The following is a 25,355-nucleotide window of genomic DNA, read 5'->3' as shown; positions in this document are numbered from 1 at the left end:
TTAGCATGAGTAGTTTTACAGGCAAAGCCGAAACGGATGATAACCACCTACTGAAGTAGGTGGTTTAGGGCTGAAAACAAAAAAAGGAGAGCTAACCTGCTCTCCTTTGTATTTTAACCGTGGATAAACTAAGCCACATTAACCGATTTAGCTAAACTGCTACTTTGGAAAAACTCATCATGCAATGCGCAAATCGCGTGCTGGTATTCCTTATCACCGACAACAAATTGAACATTTACATTTCTCAATGATGAGTGCAGTGCAACTGGCGTAACGCCATTATTCATCAATGCAAGCACACCTTTCGCCAACGTCTTGTTGGTATCAATTTGAGAACCGATGGCTGAGATAAGCGCGACCATACGACCTTTAATCGAGGCATTCGGATAACGTTTCTCGGCTTTATACAATACTTTGTTTAAGCTATCAGTACTGCCACCTAGATAGTAAGTAATAGAGTTAGCGTTCATCTCTTTACCAACCAAACTTACACGAGCATCGGAGATGATTTCCATCAATTCGTAACTAACGTTATCGGCTTTTCCCACCATTGCTTGGTCAAACAAATGCAGTGCAAATACTTTTTCTTTACCTGCGATAATCTCGACTTTGTCTTCTTCCGGACGATAGCTTGAAGAGATCAAAGTACCTTCGTGTTCAGGTTCGAATGTATTTTTAATCTGTAGCTCAATACCACTTTCACGCAAACCCGCAGCGGCATTTGGGTGAATCGCTTCCATGCCAAGGTTCGCAAGTTGGTCTGCTACGTCATAGTTTGTACTACCAATTGGTAACACTTTTTCAGGGCCAACAACGCGTGGGTCTGCTGAGCTCAAGTGGTACTCTTTGTGAATTACTGCTAAATCCGCTTTTGTTATTGCTGCAATTCGGCTAAATGTCATCTCACTATAACCTCGGTCATAAGTGTGCATTAGGCCCTCTTTACAGTAAGCATAACCTGTCACGATTGGCAGTTCTTTTGATACATCGATATCAGCAAACGCGTCACTGATCGACTCATCAAGGCTTCTTGGCGCTTGATTATCCCAACCAGACAGGTCAACGAACTTAGCGTTAATACCCATATTTTTTAGTTTTAGTGCTGTGTTGTAAGCACTATGTGCCTCACCGATAGACGAGAGAAACTCTCGAATTTGAGGCAAGTACTGGCGCAACGAAAATTGACCGTACTGACAGGTTTCTAAAATATTCGCGATACAGTTTTTCGCTTCAGCAATGCGGGAGCGAATGAATTTATCCGCACGGATACGATTCATTGGGTCCGCAAAAATATTTTCATTGGTCAGCAACATACGGCTTTCAACGTACGCTAACGCTTCTTCCCATTTGTCGTCGCGTTTCGCGATAAGCTGATAAACGCCTGGTTTACTGGTTTTTTTACACTCGAGCAGCGCATCGGTCATACCACCGTATGCAGATACGACAAAAATACGATTGTATGGTGTTTTGGGACGAAGAATAATATTGTCGAGAACAGCATCAAACGCTGTCATTGATGTACCGCCGATTTTTTCTACGGTAAATGTCATGATAAGCCTTTTTTGATTGGTAACTTTAAAAAGAAAAAAGAAGAGATAGTAAAGTGTGGGGTGGCAAAGCACCCCACAATCATCTTTTAGTCAACGAGAGGATAAACACCGTTTTCATCGTGCACTTCAGCGCCAGTAATCGGTGGGTTAAACACACACGCCATTACCATTTCTTTATTCTTATAAGCTCTCAAGTAGTGCTCATCGTGTTTATCAAGGATGTATAATGTACCTGGTTTGATTGGGTACGTTTCTCCACCTACAACTTCAATCTCACCTTCACCACTCATACAAAACACCGATTCAAGGTGGTTTTGATAGTGAATATGAGTTTCTGTATCTTCATAAATCGTTGTGATGTGGAAAGAGAAACCCATGTTGTCGTCTTTCAACAACATGCGGACACTTTCCCAGTTATCTGAAACAACACGTCGTTCGCTGTTGCGGCATTCATCTAGAGTTCTGACGATCATAATTAAAATCCTTATTAAGATGCTTGTTTGAAATGTTTCGCAGCGATAGTCTCTACTGCATTTTCAAAGATGCTTAGTCCTTGATCTAGCTCTGATTCGCTGATGGTTAGTGGACAGAAGAACTTCACAACTTCATCTTCTGGACCCGCTGTCTCTATCACCATTCCATTCTCGAAACAGTTTTTCGCAATTTCAGATGCCATGTCACCATTGATACATTCAATACCAACCATCATGCCGCGGCCTTTTTTCTGCACAAACATTTGAGGAAAGCGACGAACACAACGGTCAATAACTGCACTTACCTTGTCTGAACACTGCTTGATGTGTGTTTCAAAATCATCGTTTGCCCAGTAAATTTCTAGTGCTTTTGCAGCAGTAATAAAGGCGTGATTATTGCCACGGAACGTACCGTTATGCTCGCCAGGCTTCCACTGGTCAAGCTCAGGCTTAAGTAATACGACAGCCATCGGCAAACCGTAACCACCGATCGACTTCGATAGCGTCACGATATCCGGTTGGATACCAGACGGCTCGAAACTAAAGAAAGTACCGGTACGTCCACAACCTGCTTGAATGTCATCGACAATCACAAGAATGTCATTGGCTTTACAGATTTTGCTCAAACGTTGTAACCACTCGTTTGAAGCAGCATTTAAACCACCTTCACCCTGCACAGTTTCAAGAAGTACAGCGGCTGGTTTATCCATACCTGCAGAGTTATCATTTAGCATGGTTTCGAACAGCGCGAGACCATCTACGCCAGCGTAACCTTCAAATGGAATACGAGTGACGTTACTTAGGCTAGAACCGTTACCTTGTCTGTGATGCTGGTTACCCGTTGCAGCCAGTGCGCCAGCAGTACAACCATGGAAACCGTTAGTAAACGCAACGACGCTGTCGCGGCCTTTTACTTTTTTAGCCAGCTTCAATGCCGCCTCAACAGCATTAGTCCCTGTTGGGCCCGTAAACTGAACCTTGTAATCCAAGTTTCTTGGTTTAAGGATGTAAGTATCCAACGCTTCCAGAAACGATGCTTTCGCTTCTGAGTGCATATCCAAACCGTGAGTAATACCGTCCATTTCAATGTACTCAAGCAACGCTTGTTTTAGTACTGGATTGTTATGGCCGTAATTTAGAGATCCCGCTCCAGCAAGGAAGTCTAAGTATCGTTCACCTTGTTCTGTTTCTAGCCAGCAGCCTTTCGCTTTACGAAAAACGACCGGGAAATTGTTTGAATATGAGCGTACGTTGGATTCCTGCTTTTTGAAAATATCCATGATGAGACCGTTTTTAATTCCTATTGTTTGAGGATTATTTGAGAGGAATGCGATACAAATATTCTGTATCGTGTTTGCCTTTAAAGTGGGCTTCTTCATCCAAAAATGTGCTTACTTGGCCAGAATTGCCGTTCATCGCATCTAACTTTTTGAACAGTGCCCAAGAGGCTTTATTATCTTCCGTGATGGTAGTTTCTACCGATTTAACACCGCCTAATTCCTCTCGGGTGAGAAGTTCTTTCAACATGCGGAATGCTAAACCATGACCTCTAAAGCGAGGTGAGACTGCAACTTGCCAGACAAATAAAACGTCTTGCTCGTCTGGTTTCTGATAACCGGAAATGAAACCTGCGATTTCGCCTTTTTGCTCAACCAAAATACTGGTTTTGCTGAAATGCGTAGACTGTAGGAAATTGCAATAAGATGAGTTCATGTCCAATGGAGGACAGTCTGCAATCAAGCTGTAAATGTCGTCACCATCAGAGATTTTAGGCTCACGAAAAATCCATTTTTTACTTGAGTCTTCTCCAATCTCTGGATAAAGGACCCAAGGTGCTGATGTGATCATGTGAAAATACATATCCTTTGAGGTCTAATTAAATTTCCTTTTTATTATGGGCATCCCTCGCGACTAAAAATCAAATAATCCGCCTTTTTGTCGGTATTTTTGTGATATAGATCACAAAAATAAACCTATTAACCAAAAGTTAAAATAGTTCGATGTCTAATTTATTAAATAGTCACCTAAATGCACAGTACAAAAAACAACCAGAATAAGACCATTTTCCATGCTGTTCATTTCTCAGAGAAAAATAGAAATCCAAAAAAAAGCGGCATGCTTTCGCATACCGCTTTTATCAATAATTTAACTGCTGATACTAGTTATTTTGATTTCTTAGAAACCGCCTTTGGACGAGGTTCATCCATCAAACCTTTTATCAAAGATACCGTTGCAACAAGCAAAACAATAGTAAATGGTAAACCAGTCGTCACCGCCATTGCTTGAGCAGCAGCTAGACCACCACCCAACATCAATGCAATCGCAACCAAACCTTCAAACGTACACCAGAACACGCGTTGTGGCGTTGGTGCATCGACCTTACCGCCCGCAGCAATAGTATCAATAACCAGTGATCCTGAGTCAGAAGAGGTAATGAAGAACACCACGACTAAGATAATGCCGACAAAAGATGTTATCTCAGCCAATGGCATAACATCTAACATGGCAAAAAGTTTTAAAGGCAGTTCTGCGTTAAACACCGCCTCATAGCCATCATTAACGTATTGGCTAATTGCGTTACCGCCAAAAGCCGTCATCCATAACACACAAACTGAAGATGGGATAAGAATAACGCAAATAATAAACTCACGAACCGAACGACCGCGAGACACACGTGCGATGAACATACCCACAAATGGTGACCAAGAAATCCACCACGCCCAGTAAAACGCCGTCCAGCCTTGAGAGTAATTCACATCCTCTCGTCCAAATGGCATAGATAAGGCAGGGATATTAGCCACATAGGAAACGATGTTCTCGAAGAAACCAGTTAAAATCGCAATCGTCGGGCCAACAACAATAACAAATAGCAATAGCAGCGCTGCAAGACCCATGTTGATTTCAGATAAGATTTTCACGCCCTTATCGAGTCCAGCCACAACAGAGATTAAAGCGAGCGCAGTAATACCAATAATCAATATAACCTGCGTGGTATTGGTCATTGGGACATCAAACAGGAAGTTCAAACCCGTTGCGGCTTGAGATGCACCGTAGCCTAGCGATGTTGCTAAACCAAAAACCGTCGCTACCACTGCAAGAATATCGATAATATGACCAGTCCAACCCCATACACGCTCACCAAACAAAGGGTAAAAAATTGAGCGCATGGTGAGTGGCAAACCTTTGTTAAATGAAAAGATAGCCAGTCCAAGAGCCAAGAGCGCGTATATTGACCACGGATGAAGTGCCCAGTGGTAAATCGTCGCAGCCATCCCTAATGCCGAAGCTGCAGTTGCATCGCCCTCTGCACCACCTAGCGGTGCCCAGTCAGTACGTACACCATTCTCAACGCTCACGCCACCAATCGCAGAACTAAAATGGGACATCGGTTCTGATACACCGAAGAATACGAGACCAATGCCCATACCTGCAGCAAATAGCATTGCCAACCATCCGGCATAGGAGTAATCCGGTGTTGCTTCAGTACCACCGATTCGCACACGGCCCAATGGTGTGAAGATCAATCCGACACAGACAATGACAAAAATATTACCTGAAGCGAGAAAAAACCAGTCTAAATTGTGCAACAAACCCGCTCGTAGGTCTGCAAAAAACGGCTCTACCTGTTCTCGGAATAATAGTGTTATCACAACAAACATGACGATTGCTAAGCCAGAAATTGCAAAAACACGGTTGTGAATATCAAGGCCAAATGGGCCTACCTTTAGCGCAACGTTATCCTGACCAATTTGATAGTCAGTATCTATTGCGTTTACTTTTCCATCGGGGCGTTGAATGCCACCGTTATTATCGGTGCTCACGGATAATCTCCTTAAAAATACGTGACCAAGTTTAAATTACTTTTGTCGGAGTTCGAGTAATGAAACGTCTTCATCACTACCAAGCACATGTTCATAAAACATTGTTCTTATAAGCGGTTACTCAATCCGCCATCATAATCTTAAAGCCCCCTATCTCTCATTGCATTTTATTGTTTTCACCATAAATAACGCCTATTGCCAAACCGAAGATATTGGCATGTTTCGATTAAAGTGATACTGCAGTTGTGCTTGAAACAGCTCCGCAGTTGCTAACGCATCCGTCAGGGCATGGTGAGGTTGATAAGCAGGGAGGCCATATCTTTCACGAGCGTGCCCTAATCGTACAGAACCGGGTTTCTTGCCTTTCAACTTATTGATAAAACCTCTGCATTCACGGCGCTGTATCGCATACTCAATATCTAACGTATCAACAACAGGAAACTGTATCCCCTCTCCGATGCTATTTAGCAAGGCGTTATTAAAGAACTGCCTTTCAATGTTCTTGTAGTGAACAAGTACCACTTTGCCTGACAACGCATCCAATATTTCACCCAAGATCTGAGACAGCTGCGGCGCGTTTTTAACCTCAGAGTCAGTGATACCGTGAATAATGACAGACTCGTGGTTTAACTCTCTGTTTGGGTTAACGACCCAATGAGCAGAACCATTACATTGAACACGATCAATAGTGAACGGCACAAGTCCGATCGTGAGAATGACATCCTCTTCCGAGTTCAATCCTGTTGTCTCAAAGTCTACCGAGACAAATGGCACTTGTTCAATTGGTGTTTCCCCATTAACCATCGGTGTCGAATAGTAGCGTTTGAGCCTCTCGTCTTTCGCTTCTTTAGCGAGTTGTTTGAACAACATTGACCACTCTGGCGTCTGGGATGTATCCAACAACGGATGTTCTTTTTCTGCCTTTTTTGAGAACCACATCATTTGCTACTTCTCTGGTATCGAAACTTAATGAAGTTCTGTGCGTTACTTAGAATTTGAAATGCTGCTTTTAAGTTTCGACGTTCAAATTCAGACATGTTCTCCGGCTCAATATTGTTGTCTGGCTCTTCTCCATTTTCTATATCAAGGGCTTGGTGACGAATTCGAACCATGTAGATTAGCTCCATCGCATCCCTTAAATCCAAACCTCGACCTTTCGGTAAAATGCCAGCATCATTAATGTCATCTAAACGGTCGAAAGAGTTTTGCGATCGGGAACCGATTGCCAGAGAATGCACCCGTATTAAATCGGCCAACGGAGCCGTCCCCCTTCGCTTCAAGTTAATCGAGTTGCGATGACGACCATCTTTCTCCATCACAAAGTCTTTGAAAAAGCCCAGTGGAGGCGTCCTACGTATTGCGTTGTACGCCATACAAGCAAGAAAGCGGTTATTTCTTTTCGCTCGTCTCACAATAAAGCTGCTTAATTGCTCCGCCCATTTCACTCGCCCATGCACACCGAGGAGATCAAAAAAGATATTACTATTTAACAACCTCTCAGGGGTTGGATTGTCTATCCAGTTTCCAAAGCATTCTTCCCATTCTGCACGAGTTTTTCGCCATTCTGGGTTGGTAGCCATAATGTCTCCAGTACAATAAGCATAGCCGCATGCCGCTAAACCATCACAAACAAATTTAGCAAACTTTTCAAAGTACTCTCCGTGAATCTCAACGTCATAACTGTTATCGAGAATAAGCGCGTTATCTTGATCCGTTACAATTAGCTGCTCATCCCTCGCCATTGAACCCATTGCGACTAAACAATAAGGAATGGGCGCTGGGCCGAACTCTTGCTCAGCTAATTCAGCGAGGCGTTGTTTGAAACTACTGCCTATAACCGACATGGCTCGACCAATCATGTGCGCGTTGGCATCTTCATTGACCATTCTTACGAAACAGTCTTTTACTTGTTCAGAAACCTGCTTGAGATCCTCGACACTGGTTTGCTGAAAAATAGAGCTCACTAGCAATAGGCTGTTCTGAGATTCGTAACGAACGATGTCCGTCATGCCAATAATTCCTATCGGCTTTTTATCTTTTAAAATTGGTAAATGATGCACGTTGTAACGCAACATGGTTAACATGGCCTCAAACACATAGGCGTTATAATCCAATGAAACCACGTCATAACTCATGACCTCACTCACTGGAATATTGGTATCAATACCTTGAGCTAGTACGCGAATGCAAAGATCGCGATCAGTCAAAATTCCAAGCAGCTGTTCGTCATCTTCTTCTGTGAGCTCCTCTGTCGGGCGAATAATGAGCAGAGAGGTAACATTTTCCTCTGCCATTAGTATCGCAGCTTCCTGAATTGAAGCCGTTGCCTCCAGGGTTACTGGATCTCTTGCTAAGATTTTACGTGCCTTAGCGGTGGTAAAGTCATTGCTTTCGGAGCGGCTAGATATTGCGCTTCGCAAACGCGCGCTATCTTCCAGTTCCATGTAGTCCGCAAAGTTTTCAAACTCATCACAAAGTTCATTGAAGATGTTTTCCGGAATACAGTAAACGAGAGTGTCTTCTATCGCTTTGGCTGGCATCCGTACGCGGTTGTTCATCAACAACCCCATCTGACCAAACAGTCCACCAGCATCAATCCTGTTATAGAGTTCACCTTTACGTCGATAAATCTCTACCGCCCCACTTCTCACCATATACAAGTCGCGGATCGTATCTCCGAAGTTAAGGATTTTTGTTCCTTGCCGAAAGTATGCAACCTCGGCATTGAGAGCAATTTTTCTAAGCTGCTCTTCAGGTAGGTCATCAAAAGGTGGGTACTGGCTAATGAAATTGAGCACTTCTAACTGTTCGGCTTCCATTTTTTATTCCATACGTTGCCTAAACTACAGCGATAAATATCACCCTGAGTGAAATCAAGCAATAAATAAATCTAAGGATAACAGTACCTAACCGATTTCACAGGACCAAGTCTTAATCAAAAATTAGAGCTCTAACCTTTTTATATGTAGAGTTCTAAGCTATCACAGCTTATATCTATGCAAGCGAGTTGAGTTGAAATGTACAAAAAAATTCAAAATAAATTCAACCCTACGTCAGGGCAACGTTATGGCGGATAAAAACACATCGCAAGCAATTGTTTTAAATATAAAAAATAAGAATTGAACATACCTTGCTCAACGAACTCTCTATGCACGGCAGAACTAGTTAACCAACCCCCTTTCGTTGAAAGTTGAACTAAAATTAATTAGAGTACAAATCGTTAAACAGTTATAAACACACGAAAAAGGACAGATAACATGGATCCCATACTGGAAGTTAAGGGACTGTATAAAGTGTTTGGAGAAGACCCAGAGAGAGCCTTCTCGCTTATCGACAAAGGCGTCGATAAAGACGGTATTTTTGAACAGACAGGTTTAACAGTCGGCGTAAACGATGTATCTCTCACCATAAATGAAGGGGAAATTTTCGTAATCATGGGCCTTTCTGGCTCCGGGAAATCCACCCTTGTTCGACTTCTTAACCGGCTCATTGAGCCGACTAAAGGTAGTGTTTATCTCAAAGGAAGAGATATCGCCCACATCTCCGAAAATGAACTTCGAGAAGTTCGTCGTAACAATATCTCAATGGTGTTTCAAAGTTTCGCACTCATGCCACACATGACGGTGATTGAAAATGCCGCCTTTGGTTTAGAACTTGCCGGCATCGACGTTAATGAGCGTCAGAAAAGTGCCCTTTCCGCCTTAGAAAGAGTGGGTTTAGACCCTTATGCAGAATCTTTCCCTGACGAATTATCCGGTGGTATGAAACAGCGCGTTGGTTTAGCGAGAGCGTTAGCTTGTGATCCAGACATCCTATTAATGGACGAGGCGTTTTCCGCTTTAGACCCATTGATCCGTTCTGAGATGCAAGATGAGCTTATTCGTCTACAGAACGATGACAAACGCACAATTGTCTTCATTTCTCATGATTTGGATGAAGCAATGCGCATTGGCGACCGTATCGCCATCATGCAAAACGGTGAGGTTGTTCAGGTTGGTACACCTGATGAAATATTACACAGTCCAGCAAATGATTATGTCGAAGCCTTTTTCCGCGGCGTAAACATCGCAAGTGTCTTGACAGCAAAAGATATCGCGCGCAAGAAGCCAGCGGCTGTTTTTAAGAAATCGGAAAATGACGGTCCAGGCTCTGCGATGCAGATTCTGATGGATCACGACCGTGATTACGGTATTGTCGTCGATAAATCTAGCCGATATTCCGGCATCGTATCTCTTGATTCACTACGTTTGGCTCATAAAGAAAACCGTTCGTTAGCCAGTGCTCAATTACCGGATGAAGTTACTCTTCAGCCTGATCAGTCAATTAATGACATTTTGGGTCTGGTTGCCGGTGTTCCTTATGCCGTGCCTGTCGTAGATGAGCAAGGAACTTACTTTGGTGTCGTGACTAAATCACGTCTTCTACAAACACTAGATAAGGATTAACACGATGTCTTCAGAGCAAACTAACAATGATCCCTGGTCAAATACTGCTCCTGCGCAAGATGATCCTTGGTCGCAAGGTACAGAGGCCGCGCCAAGTAATGATTGGCTCAACTCAGAAACTGTAGAGCAAGCGCCATTCGATATTATGAACCCATTCCAAGATGCGGTTTTACCCCTCGATAGCTGGGTAGAGTCCGGTTTGAACTGGCTGGTGGAACATGGTCGACCTGTTTTCCAAGCAATACGAGTTCCAATCGACTTTATTCTAACGTCGTTTGAAACTGCTTTGGTGTCTACACCTGCGCCTATAATGGTACTCATTTTATTTTTGCTAGCGTGGCAGTTTTCCAATGTAAAACTTGGTTTTTCTACTCTTGTATCCCTTGTTTTCATCGGCCTAATTGGTGCGTGGTCACAAGCGATGACAACGCTAGCACTGGTGTTAACCGCCGTTTTCTTCTGTTTGCTTATAGGGCTACCAATGGGGATATGGTTGGCAAGGAGCCAAACCGCTGCCAAATTTGTTAGGCCAATATTAGATGCAATGCAAACGACTCCCGCGTTCGTTTACCTTGTACCAATTGTTATGTTGTTTGGTATTGGTAACGTTCCTGGCGTAGTAGTAACGATCATTTTCGCCCTGCCTCCCGTTGTGCGCCTGACTATTTTGGGTATTCAGCAAGTACCTGAAGAGCTTATCGAAGCTGGCCACTCTTTCGGGGCAAACAAAAAACAGATGCTTTATCGCATCCAGTTACCGTTGGCGTTACCAACTATCATGGCAGGTGTAAACCAAACCTTAATGCTGTCACTTTCTATGGTAGTGATTGCTTCAATGATTGCTGTTGGCGGCTTAGGCCAAATGGTACTTCGTGGTATTGGCCGACTTGATATGGGTCTTGCTGCCGTTGGTGGCTTAGGCATCGTTATTCTTGCGATTTTGTTAGACCGTATCACCCAGGTGTTAGGGGTTAATGCGGGCAACACTAAACTTCGCTGGTATCACACAGGTCCTGTTTCATACCTATTAAAACTGAAAACAAAGACGAACCAAGACGATCTAAAACTTAGGAGAAACATCAATGAATAATTCATGGAAGAAAGCGCTCTCTGTTGGAGCTCTAAGTACTATCGCATTTTCAACTTATGGTGTGGCAAGTGAACTACCGGGTGAAGGTGTCACCGTTCAGCCTGTTCAATCAACCGTTGCAGAAGAAACATTTCAAACGTTGATCGTAAACCGCGCACTTGAAGAGCTTGGTTACGATGTTAAACCGACCAAAGAAGTGGACTACAACGTAGGCTACACCTCTATTGCTAAAGGTGATGCTACTTTCTTAGCGGTTGGTTGGTTCCCTCTTCACGCCGATAAGTACACGATGTCTGGCGGTGATGATAAGTTCTTCCGTAAAGGCCAATACGTAAGTGGTGCTGCGCAAGGTTATTTGATCGATAAGAAAACCGCGGAAAAATATAACATCACTAACATTGGTCAGTTAAAAGATCCAAAATTGGCGAAGCTATTCGATGCAAACGGCGATGGCAAAGCGGACTTAACTGGTTGTAACCCAGGTTGGGGTTGTGAAATGGTTGTTGAGCATCAGTTGGATGCTTTCAAACTTCGTGACACAGTAACACACAACCAAGGTAACTACGCGGCGATTATCGCTGATACGATCTCACGTTACAAAAAAGGCGATCCGATTCTTTACTACACTTGGACACCGTACTGGGTAAGTGGCGTTTTAGTTCCAGGGAAAGATGTTGTGTGGTTAGAAGTGCCATTCTCTTCACTTCCTGGTGAGCGTAAGGACATTGATACGACACTAGAGAACGGTAAGAACTACGGCTTCGAGATGAACTCTATGCGCATCGTTGCCAATAAAGAGTTTACAGAAAACAACCCTGCTGCTGCAAAGCTATTTGAAATCATCAAACTAAATATCAATGATGTTAGTGCTCAGAATATGATGATGAGCCAAGGTAAGAACAGCTCAGCGGACATCGAGTCTCATGTAAATGGCTGGATCAAAGCGAACCAGAAAAAGTTCGACGCATGGGTCGAAGAAGCGAAGAAAGCCGCAATGTAATCATGCCTTTATCAACCTCTAGAGCCAGTTGGTGTTATCAACTGGCTCTTTTTTTACACAAACGCCCCTCCCCCTTACATAGACATACCAACACTTACACTACTCGACCATAAACCCACATTATAATTCACGTTTATTTCACGCTTGCTTTGCTAAAAACAACACAACATAACAATTAAACTATTCGAATAAATATGAAAAACTTATCAAAGAGCTCTGTGTGGGGGCCTTTGCAGCCAATTGCTGCCTTTTCTTTGTTTTCGCTTCTATTTCTGTCTATCTCAAGAGTTTTGCTAGCTTTTTGGCAGATTGACCGTATTGACTCTCTAAACGACTTAATTTACATCCTAGGTCAAGGTTTGCGCGTAGATATTGCAACGCTTTGCTGGTTATTTATTCTTCCAGCACTGTTTTCAACCTTCATGCCATTAACCGGTAAGATGGGAGAGTGTTGGAAGCGAATATTACGCATATGGATGGTTTTAGGGCTTTGGGTGCTTGTATACATGGAGCTAGCAACAGCGCCATTTATTCAGGAATACGACCTACGTCCAAACCGCCTGTTTGTGGAATACTTAATCTACCCAAAAGAAGTCTTGAGTATGCTCTGGACTGGCTACAAATTAGAACTGTTTATTGGTGCGTTAGGTACAGTTTTAACCATCACTTTAGGTTGGAAGTGGAGTAAGAAACTGACCGATAAGGCGCAGCAGGTCAACTGGAAATGGCGACCACTATTGGCACTTTTCGTTGTTCTTTTTGGGGTTGCAGGTGCTCGCTCATCTTTAGGGCACCGCCCGCTAAATCCTGCTATGGTCGCCTTTTCTAACGATCCACTGCTTAACGACTTAGCACTGAACTCATCTTACTCATTGTTGTTTGCGGTTAATAGCATGAAGTCAGAAAAGAATGCTGAGCAGTTCTACGGAAAAATGGACACTCAAAAGATGTTGGAATTAGTTCGCACTTCATCAACAAAGTCCGACTTCACCCCTTCATTACTCCCAACCATGAACAGTAACCCCGCGACTTACCAGGGTAAACATAAAAACTTAGTGATTTTGCTACAAGAAAGCTTAGGCGCCCAATTTGTCGGTGCTTTGGGTGGTTTGCCTCTAACACCAAACCTTGATGAACTCATGAAGGAAGGTTGGCAGTTCACACAAATGTACGCCACTGGTACTCGTTCTGTTCGTGGAATTGAAGCCGTAACCACGGGCTTTCCTCCATCTCCGTCTCGCGCGGTAGTGAAGCTGAGTAAAAGCCAAACGGGTTTCTTTACCATCGCGGACTTACTGAAAGCTCAAGGCTATCACACGCAATTTATTTACGGCGGTGAAGCCAACTTTGACAACATGAAAACTTTCTTCTTTGGTAACGGTTTTGATCAAATAGTAGAAGAAGACGATTATAACAACCCAAGCTTTGTTGGCTCTTGGGGTGTTAGTGATGAAGATCTATATAACAAAGCAAACGAAGAGTTTGAACGCCTTTCAAAAAGCGACAAACCTTTTTTTAGCTTAGTTTTTACGTCAAGTAATCATAGCCCTTATGAGTATCCAAAAGGCAAAATTGAGCCATACGATTCAGAATATATGACGCGTAACAACGCCGTTAAATATTCCGATTACGCTTTGGGCACTTTCTTTGAAAAGGCGAAAAAGTCATCTTATTGGGATGATACCATTTTCATTGTAATTGCAGATCATGATGCACGTGTTTCTGGCGCTAACCTTGTTCCAGTTAAGCACTTTCACATTCCAGCATTGATCCTTGGTAAAGGCATTCAACCACGTAAAGATGACCGCATAGCAAACAACATAGACATGCCGCCTACACTGTTATCTCTGATTGGGGTAGATGCTAAAACACCGATGATTGGTCGTGATTTAACGAAGCCACTGGCTCGCGAAGATGAACGCGCAATGATGCAATACGACAAAAACTTTGGTTATTTAACGCGCGACAATCTCGTTGTGCTTTCCCCTGGTGAAAAGATATCGACCCTGGCGTACGACTTTAAAGACCAAACCATGAAGCCGCTAGAGGTGGACGAGTCTATTATCGAGCGTGCAAAAGCAAACGCATTATTTGCATCTAAAGCGTATCAAAACAACTGGTATTCTTCCAAACACACTCATTAATACCAATGATTCCGCTGATAAAAAGGAGCTAAACGGCTCCTTTTTCTTATTCTGTCACTTACCTTCGAGAATGTTCTACTGACAACTCCTGTCGTTCCTTTCCGTTAGATTGCCCCTACTATTTCTAATTGATTAAGGAACAAACCATGCTGACTATCAATTCATTCGTTCTCTACGTTGAGGACATCCACATAAGCCAAGTTTTTTATTCGAAACTGTTCGAACGCAAAGTCACGCAGTTGTCTCCAACCTTCGCCGCTATTCCACTGACCGAAGGCTTAACGTTGACACTCAAGCAAAGAGATAATCTTTCACCCTACAGCGGAATTAGAGGTGGTGGCACCGAGTTGTCTTTATCGGTGCCCAATAGTCATATGCTAGAGCGCATTTACAAGCGCTGGAAAGACCTAGGTGTTGAGTTTGTTCAACCACCAGCGACATCAGTGTATGGGTTAAATTTTATGGCTATCGATCCAGATAAGCATCGCATTCGCGTTTTCATAAATGAATAAAAATGCGTTAAAAATGCTTTTTACCCATTCCCAATGTGACTTCAATAAATTAGACTCAAGGAAACATCAAAAGCGGCGTAGTAATAAGAAGGAATGCCCATGAGCTCAAGTATGATCCTTAGCGAATCCCTAATCGAGAGCGGAAGAGATATCCCCCTCAAAGAACTGCTTTATGCAAAGCGCGTGCTGGATAACTACATGGCAGTAGCCAAAGAAAGTAGCCCGCTTGAGCTATTAACTGAGATGAAATCGGCAGCAAAGCAAGTAGAATACTTTACAACGACGAGTAACCCGTGTGAGGCTCGTAATGTCATCAGTCAGATGATTGATAAAATCGACACCGCGGAATCTTTTGCTTCGTTCAAAGCATTAGCAGGTAAGCCATCTCAAGCACTCAATGAACTAATTGAAGATCGAGCTCAGCTGATTAAACACGAACGAGAGCTCCTGCTCGCCTCAGGCTATGACGCCTCACGAATCTAATATACGCGACAGGCTAAAAGTCATAGCTAACAACGAAAAAGGAGCTCTTAAAGAGCTCCTTTTGCTTTTCAAAACCGGATACAAAAGACTTAAAGGCCGATATCTTCCGTTATTGCTTTGATTTGTTTGAGGTCCATTTTATAGACTTCAATCATTTGATCGACCTGACTTAGTCGTGAATTAGCTTCATCATGTTTATCACACGCGTCCGACTTCACGTCCCAAGATTTGCCTTCTAAAAATACGTCACACTCTTTCTTGAGTTTCTCAATCTTAGGTAATAATTTCGACCGTTCTTTCTCGAGAGACTCTAATTCTTGCGAAATTTTTAGCTCTTTCTGGAATACTTCGCGGGACCGCTCAAACATAGTCGCTTGCATATCCGCTTGACGACTCAACTTCTCATTTTCTGACTTCGTCGTGTTGATCTTATCTGCCTGCTGCTTCAATTGAGACTCTAGTGACAAGTTGACCTTCTCGACCTCAGTCAACTGCTTTTGCAACTTCTTAAGTGCTTTCTGATGAGCTTCATCTTTCGCGGCGAGTAACTCACTAACTTGGTTTTGTATTTCTTGGTCAAGCGCCTCTTCACGCACTTTTACTTGAGATGCCAACTGGGTTTTATCTTGCGTTAGTGCTTGATACTTTTCTTCTAATACGTGGTAAGTCGATTCCCACTTGTTCGCAGTGACAACCGATCCAACAAGGCCACCAAATGCCAAGCCTAACACCGCAGCGATTGCGATATAGATATGCGTACGTTTGTCACGCTCTTCAATGACAACTACGTCGTCTTGCTCTTCCATTTTGTTCTGAGAACTCACCGTATACTACTCCAAGGACTCTTTTACTTTGCTAGCGGATCAATTCCGCAAACATAATTGATGCTGTATAAATCAGAAATGCGCCAATTAATGTTATAACGGTCGCTTTTTGGACTTTTTCATTGGTTCGATAACGAAACAGCACAAATGCTACTGCAATCAACACCGCAATGGCTAATAATCTGGTCATACCGCCTCCTTGTCCACTCATGAAAAACTGCCTAGGTCCGTAGACTGTTTCACAAAGATTCATTGTAACCCATTTATACGTACCATAAGGTCAACTTAGCGTAGATTTTAAAATAAGTGCTCCGATTTTAATCAATTTTGTGTCCTTAATTGAATAACTTATGTCGTAACGATCGAAACACATTTATCGTTCTGAAGTGTTTTTGGGTTCCATTCCCTAACCCAATAAATTTTATTTATGCCGTGACTCGCACAAAAAGATTGGCAAACATACCTTCATGAAAATAGATAAGGTTATTTCATTGAAAATAAATTGACATAGGGTGTTGAAATGGACCAAAAACATGATAGAGTTCACACGTTAATGATGACCAGCATCATTAACTAACCTTTACTCATTTAATTGAGTAATTGTTCCGATGAAGACTGCAGGAGAGTGGTTATTAATCAAATTTTAACATTTGATTAGCATAACTCGCCGAAGAATTAACTATTTCAGGTGCTACCTAGGTAGCGGGGACTGTAGTTGGAGGAACCTCTGGAGAGAACCGTTAAATCGGTCGCCGAAGGAGCAAGTCTTGCACTCACGCAAGGTGAAACTCTCAGGCAAAAGGACAGAGGAGTGGAAAGTTACAACCTAACTATTTTGCTTGGCCTTCCCGCCTACAGCCAATAGCTTAGTTCTTTTAGAGATCGTTGATCTCGTCCTTTCCCTCTTCTCCTTATTAGTTGTTTTATTAAGGGGAAATCATGAACAACCTACAATCTTTACTACAAACCATCGATAATTTTGTCTGGGGTCCACCGCTGCTTATTTTGCTAGTGGGTACAGGTGTTTACTTCACTTTTAGCCTTGGCTTGATCCAGTTTAAACACCTCCCAACAGCGCTAGCGATGGTATTCAGTAAAGATAAGTCATCTAATACTCAAGGTGACGTTTCTAGCTTTGCAGCTCTTTGTACTGCACTCTCAGCAACAATTGGTACTGGTAACATTGTTGGTGTTGCCACAGCAATCAAACTCGGTGGACCAGGCGCTCTATTCTGGATGTGGCTCGCTGCCCTTTTCGGAATGGCGACTAAATACGCCGAATGTTTGTTGGCGGTTAAGTACCGAAGAGTCGATGATAAAGGCCAAATGATTGGTGGCCCAATGTATTACTTGCAATACGGTGTTGGCTCAAAAGCTCTCGCGATCATGTTTGCAGTGTTTGCTTTAGGTGTTGCTTGTTTTGGTATCGGTACGTTTCCACAAGTAAACGCGATTCTGGATGCAAGTGAGATATCTCTTGGTGTTAACCGTGAGCTATCTGCCTTTGTACTAACTCTTTTGGTTGCTTTCGTAACTTTGGGTGGCATCAAATCCATTGCTAACGTTGCAGGAAAAGTGGTTCCTACCATGGCTGTATTTTATGTGTTGGCGTGTTTAAGCGTGATCATCATGAATGCAGACCAATTGTTCAATGCCGTTGAATTAGTGCTGGTTTCAGCCTTTACATCAACAGCAGCGACTGGTGGTTTTCTAGGTGCAAGCATCATGTTGGCAATCCAATCAGGTATCGCTCGCGGTGTGTTCTCAAATGAATCAGGTTTGGGTAGCGCGCCTATGGCAGCAGCAGCAGCGAAGACAGACTCTTGTGTTAAACAAGGCCTAATTTCAATGACGGGTACCTTTTTCGATACCATCATTATTTGTACCATGACAGGCCTTGCTCTAATCCTGACCGGTGCATGGCAAAGTGACCTAGCAGGCGCCGCGATGACGACTCATGCTTTTGCGGTGGGTTTAAATGCAGATACATTTGGCCCTATGCTCGTCTCAATCGGTTTGATGTTCTTCGCTTTTACCACCATTCTTGGTTGGAACTACTACGGTGAGCGTTGCGTTGTGTTCCTGTTCGGAACTAAAGCTGTGCTTCCATACAAACTGATTTTCGTTGGCTTGGTGGCATCTGGTGCATTCCTTCACCTCGATATGATTTGGCTACTGGCTGATATCGTAAACGGTCTGATGGCAATTCCTAACCTGATTGGTTTGATCGCACTGCGTCACGTCGTACTGGCAGAAACCAAACTGTTCTTTAGCTCAACATCGCAATCAGGTGAAGTTGAAGCAGTGAAAGCTTAGTGAAATGACAGCTGTTCGGTCACAAACTACCAGTAACGGAGAGCAAAGCACATTAGAAATGGTAAAAACATAAAGCCCGCTATTATTTAGCGGGCTTTATTTATCTTCGGTTAAATGGTTAATCTCTCAACCATTGATGCTCAACGTTTTCTCCACGTTCTTCAAAAAACTTCGCATTTTTTTGCTTGAATTGATCCGCTTTCAACTCTGATAGCGGCCAGTCTAAAAATGCTTCTGTTACAAACGAGTCGCCGACACCAACCTCAATCGATTCTAGATGTTTCCCGATGTAGCGATAAAAGTAGCCTTGCCCAAACGCATCGCACACCATAGGTACATGCCTGACACGTTGATGATTGACAGAGACCGAAGCCCAAGTCGTCGTTTTAGGTTCACAGGTTTGCTCTTTTACAACGTCGACCTCAAATTTATTGTCCATAGTTGTCGAAACAAAAACGACAATAGCGTCATGCAAATACACACGCCTGAGCAATAACTGTTTAGTGTCTTGAGTTCGCGTTTGTTGTATTCCATTAGCAAAAGGCTCGAAGTAGCCCCAGTGCCAAGACCAGATCATGCCGCGTTGCGCAAACTGTACTTGTGGCCACGTATGCCAAGCAACAGCGGCACCTATCCCCACAATAAATACAGCGAGTAGTATCAACAATCGATAAATATTACGCATTAAACGGGTTTTTCAATTAATAACTTCACACCAAGTGCGACTAATACTGCGCCCGTCGCGCCTTCCATCCACTTCATAAAGCTTGCATTCTTTAGTAGATTTTTAGCCGAGTTAAGCGCGCCAGCTAAACCACACTGCCAAACCATCGCAATAGCAAAGTGTACAGATGCCATCATCATTGATTGAAGCAAGGGTGAACCTTCTGGATTCACAAACTGTGGCAAGAAAGCCAAATAGAAGACCGCCGTTTTCGGGTTCAAGACGTTAGAAAGAAAGCCCTCTCTAAAAGAGCGCTTACCATTAAACACTTCGTGAATCTGCTCGGTCACGGTCAATCCATCTTTCGACGACATTAGCGCTTTTAAACTGCTCAAACCAAGCCAGATAAGATAAGCTGCGCCAATCATTTTTACGATTTGGAACAACTCTGCTGATTGCGCAAGAATCGCCGAGATACCAACCGCAGAAAAAAAAGCATGTACGAATAAGCCAAAGCAAATCCCTAGACTGGTTGTACATCCATCTTTTAGGCCCGAGCGGCTAGTGTTACGGATAACAAGTGCAGTATCTAAACCTGGCGTTAACGTTAAAATCGTAATGGCAATAATAAATGCCTCGAAATTCAAAATATCCATATTATCGTGATAATTAATTGTCAATCCTTCATCAATACCGCCAATCCACAAGATTCGCAAGCTTCTTTTTTAAGAGAGCTATACAACTGGGTGAGTTTATGGACAATGGGTTGGAGTTAATTGTTAATTATTAGTAAATTAACGCAGGTTGCTTAGTGCAACACCATATGAAGGACCCGTTATCGGGTGTTTAGGGAAAGAACAAAAGAATAAGAGTAGTCACATGAACGCATTTACAAAACTCGTTGAACATTCCAAAAAAGTGGCAAATTTTGAGCATCTATCTGCCATCATAGATTGGGATCAAGCAGCGGTCATGCCACCTGGTGGCGCTGAAGCACGCTCGAATGCCACGGCAGAGCTTGATGTACATATCCATTCTTTAATGACTCAACCGCACTTGGGAGAGCTTTTCGCTCAGGCAGAAGAAGACACGCTGTCTACAAAAGAAAAATCTATCCTAAGAGAAATGAAGCGTGGGTGGCAGCAAGCTAACTTACTACCAGAATCATTAGTTCAAGCTCAATCTCTTGCTGGCTCCAAATGTGAACATGCATGGCGTACACAACGTGGAGAAAATGACTGGGCTGGTTTTGAAAAGAACTGGGCTGAAGTAGTAAAGCTATCGCAGGAAGAAGCGCAAATTAGAGCCGAAGCAAATGGCACGACTCCTTATGATGCCATGCTCGATGTTTATGAACCTGGCACAACGTCTGCGTCGTTAGACATTCTTTTTGCTGACGTGAAAACCTGGCTTCCTACTTTGATCGATGAAGCGCTTGAAAAACAACAATCAGACAACATCTTATTGCCAACTGCACACTACCCTGCGGAAAAGCAAAAAGCGCTCGGTTTGGAAGTCATGAAGCTACTTCAATTCGATTTTGAACACGGTCGACTTGATGAGAGTACCCACCCATTTTGTGGCGGTGTACCGACAGATGTACGTATTACGACACGTTATAATGAAAACGAGTTTGTCCAATCATTGATGGGGATTGTCCACGAAACTGGCCATGCTCGATACGAGCAAGGGCTACCAAAAGATTTATCAGGAACACCCGCGGGAGAAGCTCGCTCTATGGGTATTCATGAATCACAATCACTCTTCTTTGAAATGCAAATAGGACGAAGCAGCGCGTTTATCGATCACCTCGCTCGACTGGCTTCTAACCATTTTTCTGGTAGTGAATTCGAAAAAGACAATTTAGCCAAAATTTACACTCGCGTAGAAAAAGGCTTTATTCGCGTAGATGCTGACGAACTTACATATCCTGCTCACGTTATTCTTCGATATGAAATTGAGCGAGATCTCATGAACGGCGTCATCAAACATACAGATGTACCAGAACTCTGGAACGAAAAGATGAAAGCGTACTTGGGGCTATCAACCGAAGGAAACTTCAAAAATGGCTGTATGCAAGATATCCATTGGACAGACGGAAGTTTTGGCTATTTCCCGTCCTACACGCTCGGTGCGATATACGCTGCACAATTTATGGCAGCAATGAAACAAACCGTCGATGTAGATGCGGTTATTCGTTCTGGCGACTTAGCTCCGATATTCAATTGGCTCTCGGAAAACATCTGGAGTAAAGGGAGCTTATTCACCACTGATGAGTTGGTAAAACAAGCCACGGGTGAAACACTGAATGCTAAACACTTTCAAGCTCACCTAAAAGATCGCTACTTATAAAGCGAAAAGAATAGAAAGTAAAAGCCCAAGGTTCGTATGTTCCTTGGGCTTTTTGTAGGCTATCTATGTGTTATGCCAAGCTAGGGATGAGCCTAGGCTTGTACAAACAGTCCTCACCCTCTGGTCTAGTTTTAAACCGACGATGAAGCCACATATACTGACTCGGACTTGCCATGATTGATGTTTCAACTATTTGATTCACGAATGCGGCGGCGCGTTGATGATCCTCTTTCGGGAAACCGTCGACGGGCGCACTAATGGTTAGGGTATAGTGTCCGTCTTTTCCTCTTACCATCGTAAAAGGCACAATGGCGCAATCTGTAGAATCAACCAACAAACTTGTACCTGTCGTAGTACAAGCATTTTTAACGGCAAATAACGGTGCAAATGTCGAGCGTCGGTTACCATAATCGTGGTCCGGTGCATACCAAACCCGCTCACCCGTTTTAAGTGATTCAAGCATGGCTTTGACGTTTTTACGATCAATCAGTGTACGATTAGAGCGAGAGCGTCCCTTATACTGAAAATAATCAAAGCACGGATTATTGTTTGGGCGATAAACACCGGTTCCAGACTTTTTAATGCCAAAAGCTCGAGCACCTAACTCTAGATTCATTGAGTGTACGGCCAACATTAATGCACCTTTGCCTGACTTCTCTAAAGCCTCTAGATGCTCCATGCCTTTTATCGTGACGTGTTTGTTTACCCGTTTATCTGACCAAAACCATGCCATTGCGGTCTCAAAAAGTGCGATGCCAGTATTGTCGATGTTGTCTTTTAGAATTGCTTCGCGTTGGCATTCTTCCATATGAGGGAAGCAAAGCTCAAGATTGCGTCTGATCGTAACTTGACGTTTTCTCATGATTCGCATAGCTAAACGACCAATGTTGCGTCCCAAAGCTAGTTGAACTTTAAAAGGAAGGAGGCTAAGTAAGTACATCACGCTAATGATAATTAACGTTCCCCAGTAACGAGGCAAAAGAAATTCGGCCTTGAATGCAGGCTTTTTGTATTTGTTCATGTAAGTATTGTCAGATGTGCCCATCTATAAGTGATAAAAACAATGATAATGGACTGCACTTTTATCATTGATAACGCTAATAACATAAATTAAAGCGCGCGGATTCTATGGTTCTTCGACACACTACACAATAAGAACTTTGCAGAAATATGTAGGGAATGAAAAAGCAGTAAAGATGAGTCGCCACGTTAACATCTATCGGAGTGATTTATCTACTGCCCTTTCCTAAAGTTTGAAGAAACATAACTTTGTATTTTCAATGCGCTAAATAATGCCTGTTTTTCAATCACATAATGCGACCGTGATGAATACAACAATAAGACGTCATATCAATACTCGCCATTAGCGATTGAATTTGTACTAAAAAGCCGCAGCAATTTCTCGCTGCGGCTTCTTATTCACTTAACAAGTAGAGTGGCGTTATTCGTGCCCTACTGTTTTGGATAATAAATTTACGATCAACACACCAGCGATGATAAACCCAATACCAACTAGGGCTGGTAAGTCTAGACGCTGTCCGTAAACAAAGTAACCAACCGTCGCAACCAAAACGATCCCAGCACCACTCCATATGGCATAAACAACCCCGACAGGCATTGTTTGCACTGTGACGGAAAGCAAGAAGAAAGCGATGCCGTAACCAATCAAAACGACTGTGCTCGGCATTACTTTCGTAAATTGCTCTGTTTTGGGAATATAAGAAGTGGCAATCACTTCACATACAATCGCTATCGACAGCGCCAACATTGGTGGCATAGAGACAAGCATTTTGAACATAAGGCATTAACGCTCAACAGAAATGTAACCGACAACATGTCCGGATAATTAGGCCGCGCATTATACCCAACTCATCTCACGATGGAATACCACTAACGATGTTTACACACCATCACTTTCGCTTACTTTTTGATGACCAGGTGAAAGGCTGACGTTTTGGTGCTGACGAGAAATTTCAAAGTAGATATGCATATCAATCGGCTCAGGTGTATTGAGTAGCATCTTACCTACTTCACGTTGGAAATGACCATAATTACCTAGCTCATCCGTTAGTTCTAGGAGCTCGTAAGAGGCTTCATCGGCAAACATTCCATACGCATACTGATAATGACTGATATCCTTGCTCTTATCATAACCCAGCTTTTGAAGAGCTTGATCAATCTCTTCCGGCGTATAAATGTCTTTATCACCAAACGAATGCAGTAGCACGCAAGGAACTTCTTGAGCTATGCTCTGAATCTTTGTCTTTCTCTTGAAAATACCGAACATAATGTCCTCCACTGACGATGTTTCCAAATATGCACATTAATGCAAAATGGTGAGCTGATTGTTTTTAGTATGGCTCATTAATTTGAGACTTCCTTACTACGAAGTCACCTTCACATATTAACGTGATCGCATAATTACCAGCAAATAGTACACACTGCGTTTCAAACCTATCTCATCAGAAACTCTGCTTTAGTCACAATTGTGTGACAACCCCGAGTACGGTTTACCATAATGTAAAGAGTAGATTGAAAAGTCGGATTTCGTATCGACATCTAAACTTAATTAAGTTAGCTTTAGAAGTATAGACGTCTAGATTGACTATACTTAGGGAGAGAAAGTCGTGCCAATTAGAATTCCAGATCAATTACCAGCTACCGATGTATTAAGGACAGAAAACATCTTCGTGATGAGTGAAACGCGTGCAGCGAGTCAGGAAATACGTCCTTTAAGAGTGCTGATCCTTAATCTGATGCCAAAAAAAATAGAGACTGAAACTCAGTTTCTGCGTCTACTCTCAAACAGCCCACTACAGGTTAACGTCGAATTACTGCGCATTGATAACCGCCCGAGTAAAAATACGCCAACTGAACATTTAGACACGTTTTATCGCCAATTTGAAATGGTGAGAGATAAAAACTTCGATGGCATGATCATTACTGGAGCTCCATTAGGTTTGGTGCAATTTGAAGATGTCATTTATTGGGATCATCTCAAAACCATCATGGAGTGGGCAAAAGATCATGTGACATCTACTCTTTATGTTTGCTGGGCTGCGCAAGCAGGGTTAAAGCTACTCTACGATCTACCTAAAAAAACGCGTAAAGAAAAACTTTCAGGTGTTTATCATCATCAAATCCATCATCAGTTTCACCCTATCTTACGCGGATTTGATGACACGTTTTTGGCTCCTCACTCGCGTTACGCAGATTTTTCGCCTCACTTTCTAGAAGAGCATACTGACTTAGACATTTTAGCGACATCGGATGTCGCAGGTGTGTACTTGGCCACCACAAAAGACAAACGCAATGTCTTTGTCACAGGACACCCTGAGTATGATTCTCACACCTTACATAATGAATATATCCGAGATTTAAGCGAAGGTATGGAGCCCGCTATTCCTGTCAACTATTACCCAAACAACAACCCAGATAACCCACCAATTGCAAGCTGGAGAAGCCATGGACACCTCCTCTTTTTAAACTGGCTGAACTACTGTGTTTATCAGCAAACACCGTACGACCTCGATCACTTCAGTGAAGATGCTTTCACTAAAGACGATTAGCTTCAAAATAAGCAAACAAAGCACTCATCATTACCGAAATGTAATATGTGAACCAAGCCGCCATATGGCGGCTTTTTCATAACAGTTTGCAAACCTGATCGCATAGTGTTTT

General features: G+C 42.9%; 23 protein-coding genes and 1 riboswitch. Of the genes, 9 read left to right on the top strand and 14 right to left on the bottom strand.

The genetic code is table 11. The features are described from left to right. Positions 1–128 precede the first annotated feature (128 nt). From R7Q09_RS04735 to R7Q09_RS04705, 7 genes are all read right to left on the bottom strand, one after another. Positions 129–1,550 (bottom strand): aspartate kinase, encoded by a 1,422-nt coding sequence (locus tag R7Q09_RS04735; RefSeq protein WP_005377768.1) that lies wholly within the window; start codon positions 1,548–1,550, stop codon positions 129–131. 86 nt (positions 1,551–1,636) lie between these two features. Next, entirely contained in the window at positions 1,637–2,023 is a 387-nt protein-coding gene (locus tag R7Q09_RS04730; RefSeq protein ID WP_005377769.1) for an ectoine synthase, read from the bottom strand. A 14-nt stretch (positions 2,024–2,037) separates the two neighbouring features. Beyond that, complete coding sequence (ectB, locus tag R7Q09_RS04725) at positions 2,038–3,303, bottom strand: diaminobutyrate--2-oxoglutarate transaminase (RefSeq protein WP_025766718.1); 1,266 nt, start codon at positions 3,301–3,303, stop codon at positions 2,038–2,040. Between the two features lie 34 nt (positions 3,304–3,337). Further along, entirely contained in the window at positions 3,338–3,871 is a 534-nt protein-coding gene (gene ectA / locus R7Q09_RS04720) for a diaminobutyrate acetyltransferase (RefSeq protein WP_005393379.1), read from the bottom strand. Positions 3,872–4,185: 314 nt separating this feature from the next. Beyond that, positions 4,186–5,844, bottom strand: coding sequence for a BCCT family transporter (locus R7Q09_RS04715; RefSeq protein ID WP_005377772.1), 1,659 nt, complete (start codon positions 5,842–5,844; stop codon positions 4,186–4,188). A gap of 192 nt (positions 5,845–6,036) precedes the next feature. Further along, on the bottom strand, positions 6,037–6,786 hold the full coding sequence (locus R7Q09_RS04710; protein WP_025766719.1) for a 3'-5' exonuclease: 750 nt from the start codon (positions 6,784–6,786) through the stop codon (positions 6,037–6,039). Next, a complete protein-coding gene (locus R7Q09_RS04705; RefSeq protein ID WP_005377775.1) occupies positions 6,783–8,663 on the bottom strand; it encodes a DUF294 nucleotidyltransferase-like domain-containing protein in 1,881 nt (626 codons plus the stop codon). Before R7Q09_RS04705 ends, R7Q09_RS04710 begins: the two co-directional genes overlap by 4 nt. 438 nt (positions 8,664–9,101) lie before the next feature. On the opposite strand from R7Q09_RS04705, the gene proV reads away from it, so the two are divergent. The 6 genes from proV to R7Q09_RS04675 all read left to right on the top strand — a co-directional run bounded on the left by proV (position 9,102) and on the right by R7Q09_RS04675 (position 15,518). Next, the gene (gene proV, locus R7Q09_RS04700) at positions 9,102–10,289 is read left to right on the top strand and encodes a glycine betaine/L-proline ABC transporter ATP-binding protein ProV (protein WP_017633996.1); all 1,188 of its coding nucleotides are present in this window, start codon (positions 9,102–9,104) and stop codon (positions 10,287–10,289) included. 4 nt (positions 10,290–10,293) lie between these two features. Further along, positions 10,294–11,379, top strand: coding sequence for a glycine betaine/L-proline ABC transporter permease ProW (gene proW, locus R7Q09_RS04695; protein ID WP_005377778.1), 1,086 nt, complete (start codon positions 10,294–10,296; stop codon positions 11,377–11,379). After that, on the top strand, positions 11,372–12,379 hold the full coding sequence (gene proX / locus R7Q09_RS04690; protein WP_005385703.1) for a glycine betaine/L-proline ABC transporter substrate-binding protein ProX: 1,008 nt from the start codon (positions 11,372–11,374) through the stop codon (positions 12,377–12,379). Before proW ends, proX begins: the two co-directional genes overlap by 8 nt. Before the next feature lie 194 nt (positions 12,380–12,573). Then, positions 12,574–14,523 carry an LTA synthase family protein gene (locus R7Q09_RS04685; RefSeq protein WP_213905930.1) on the top strand — a complete coding sequence of 650 codons (1,950 nt, stop codon included), beginning with the start codon at positions 12,574–12,576 and terminating at the stop codon, positions 14,521–14,523. A gap of 146 nt (positions 14,524–14,669) precedes the next feature. Beyond that, positions 14,670–15,035, top strand: coding sequence for a VOC family protein (locus tag R7Q09_RS04680; RefSeq protein WP_005377781.1), 366 nt, complete (start codon positions 14,670–14,672; stop codon positions 15,033–15,035). A 99-nt stretch (positions 15,036–15,134) separates the two neighbouring features. Continuing rightward, a complete protein-coding gene (locus tag R7Q09_RS04675) occupies positions 15,135–15,518 on the top strand; it encodes a hypothetical protein (RefSeq protein ID WP_005377782.1) in 384 nt (127 codons plus the stop codon). 89 nt (positions 15,519–15,607) lie between these two features. On the opposite strand, the gene R7Q09_RS04670 is transcribed toward R7Q09_RS04675, so the two are convergent. After that, positions 15,608–16,342: a chromosome segregation ATPase gene (locus R7Q09_RS04670; RefSeq protein ID WP_017820934.1), complete on the bottom strand. Its 735-nt coding sequence runs from the start codon at positions 16,340–16,342 to the stop codon at positions 15,608–15,610. A gap of 31 nt (positions 16,343–16,373) precedes the next feature. Then, the gene (locus R7Q09_RS04665) at positions 16,374–16,532 is read right to left on the bottom strand and encodes a hypothetical protein (protein ID WP_005377784.1); all 159 of its coding nucleotides are present in this window, start codon (positions 16,530–16,532) and stop codon (positions 16,374–16,376) included. Positions 16,533–17,059: 527 nt separating this feature from the next. Further along, a riboswitch (glycine riboswitch) is annotated at positions 17,060–17,159 on the top strand. 122 nt (positions 17,160–17,281) lie between these two features. On the opposite strand from R7Q09_RS04665, the gene R7Q09_RS04660 reads away from it, so the two are divergent. Beyond that, on the top strand, positions 17,282–18,658 hold the full coding sequence (locus tag R7Q09_RS04660; protein WP_005377785.1) for an alanine/glycine:cation symporter family protein: 1,377 nt from the start codon (positions 17,282–17,284) through the stop codon (positions 18,656–18,658). A 118-nt stretch (positions 18,659–18,776) separates the two neighbouring features. On the opposite strand, the gene R7Q09_RS04655 is transcribed toward R7Q09_RS04660, so the two are convergent. Together R7Q09_RS04655 and R7Q09_RS04650 are read right to left on the bottom strand one after the other, a co-directional pair. Continuing rightward, complete coding sequence (locus R7Q09_RS04655; protein WP_005385713.1) at positions 18,777–19,343, bottom strand: hypothetical protein; 567 nt, start codon at positions 19,341–19,343, stop codon at positions 18,777–18,779. Next, positions 19,343–19,978, bottom strand: coding sequence for a LysE family translocator (locus tag R7Q09_RS04650; RefSeq protein ID WP_017820932.1), 636 nt, complete (start codon positions 19,976–19,978; stop codon positions 19,343–19,345). Before R7Q09_RS04650 ends, R7Q09_RS04655 begins: the two co-directional genes overlap by 1 nt. 223 nt (positions 19,979–20,201) lie before the next feature. On the opposite strand from R7Q09_RS04650, the gene R7Q09_RS04645 reads away from it, so the two are divergent. Continuing rightward, entirely contained in the window at positions 20,202–21,674 is a 1,473-nt protein-coding gene (locus tag R7Q09_RS04645) for a carboxypeptidase M32 (protein ID WP_318070546.1), read from the top strand. A 70-nt stretch (positions 21,675–21,744) separates the two neighbouring features. Here the strand turns inward: R7Q09_RS04645 and R7Q09_RS04640 are convergent, their stop codons facing one another. From R7Q09_RS04640 to R7Q09_RS04630, 3 genes are all read right to left on the bottom strand, one after another. Next, the gene (locus R7Q09_RS04640) at positions 21,745–22,695 is read right to left on the bottom strand and encodes an LpxL/LpxP family Kdo(2)-lipid IV(A) lauroyl/palmitoleoyl acyltransferase (RefSeq protein ID WP_031778977.1); all 951 of its coding nucleotides are present in this window, start codon (positions 22,693–22,695) and stop codon (positions 21,745–21,747) included. A gap of 420 nt (positions 22,696–23,115) precedes the next feature. Next, a complete protein-coding gene (locus R7Q09_RS04635; protein WP_069593657.1) occupies positions 23,116–23,451 on the bottom strand; it encodes a DMT family transporter in 336 nt (111 codons plus the stop codon). A gap of 123 nt (positions 23,452–23,574) precedes the next feature. Next, positions 23,575–23,961 carry a DUF6559 family protein gene (locus R7Q09_RS04630; protein ID WP_005377791.1) on the bottom strand — a complete coding sequence of 129 codons (387 nt, stop codon included), beginning with the start codon at positions 23,959–23,961 and terminating at the stop codon, positions 23,575–23,577. A 340-nt stretch (positions 23,962–24,301) separates the two neighbouring features. Between R7Q09_RS04630 and metA the strand changes: the two genes are divergently transcribed. After that, positions 24,302–25,243, top strand: a complete 942-nt coding sequence (metA, locus tag R7Q09_RS04625) for a homoserine O-acetyltransferase MetA (RefSeq protein ID WP_005377792.1) — start codon at positions 24,302–24,304, stop codon at positions 25,241–25,243. Positions 25,244–25,355: the final 112 nt, after the last annotated feature.

Source organism: Vibrio sp. 2130-1, from assembly GCF_033339515.1.
Note: the sequence above shows the minus strand (reverse complement) of the source record. Positions and strands in the feature narration are given on the sequence as shown.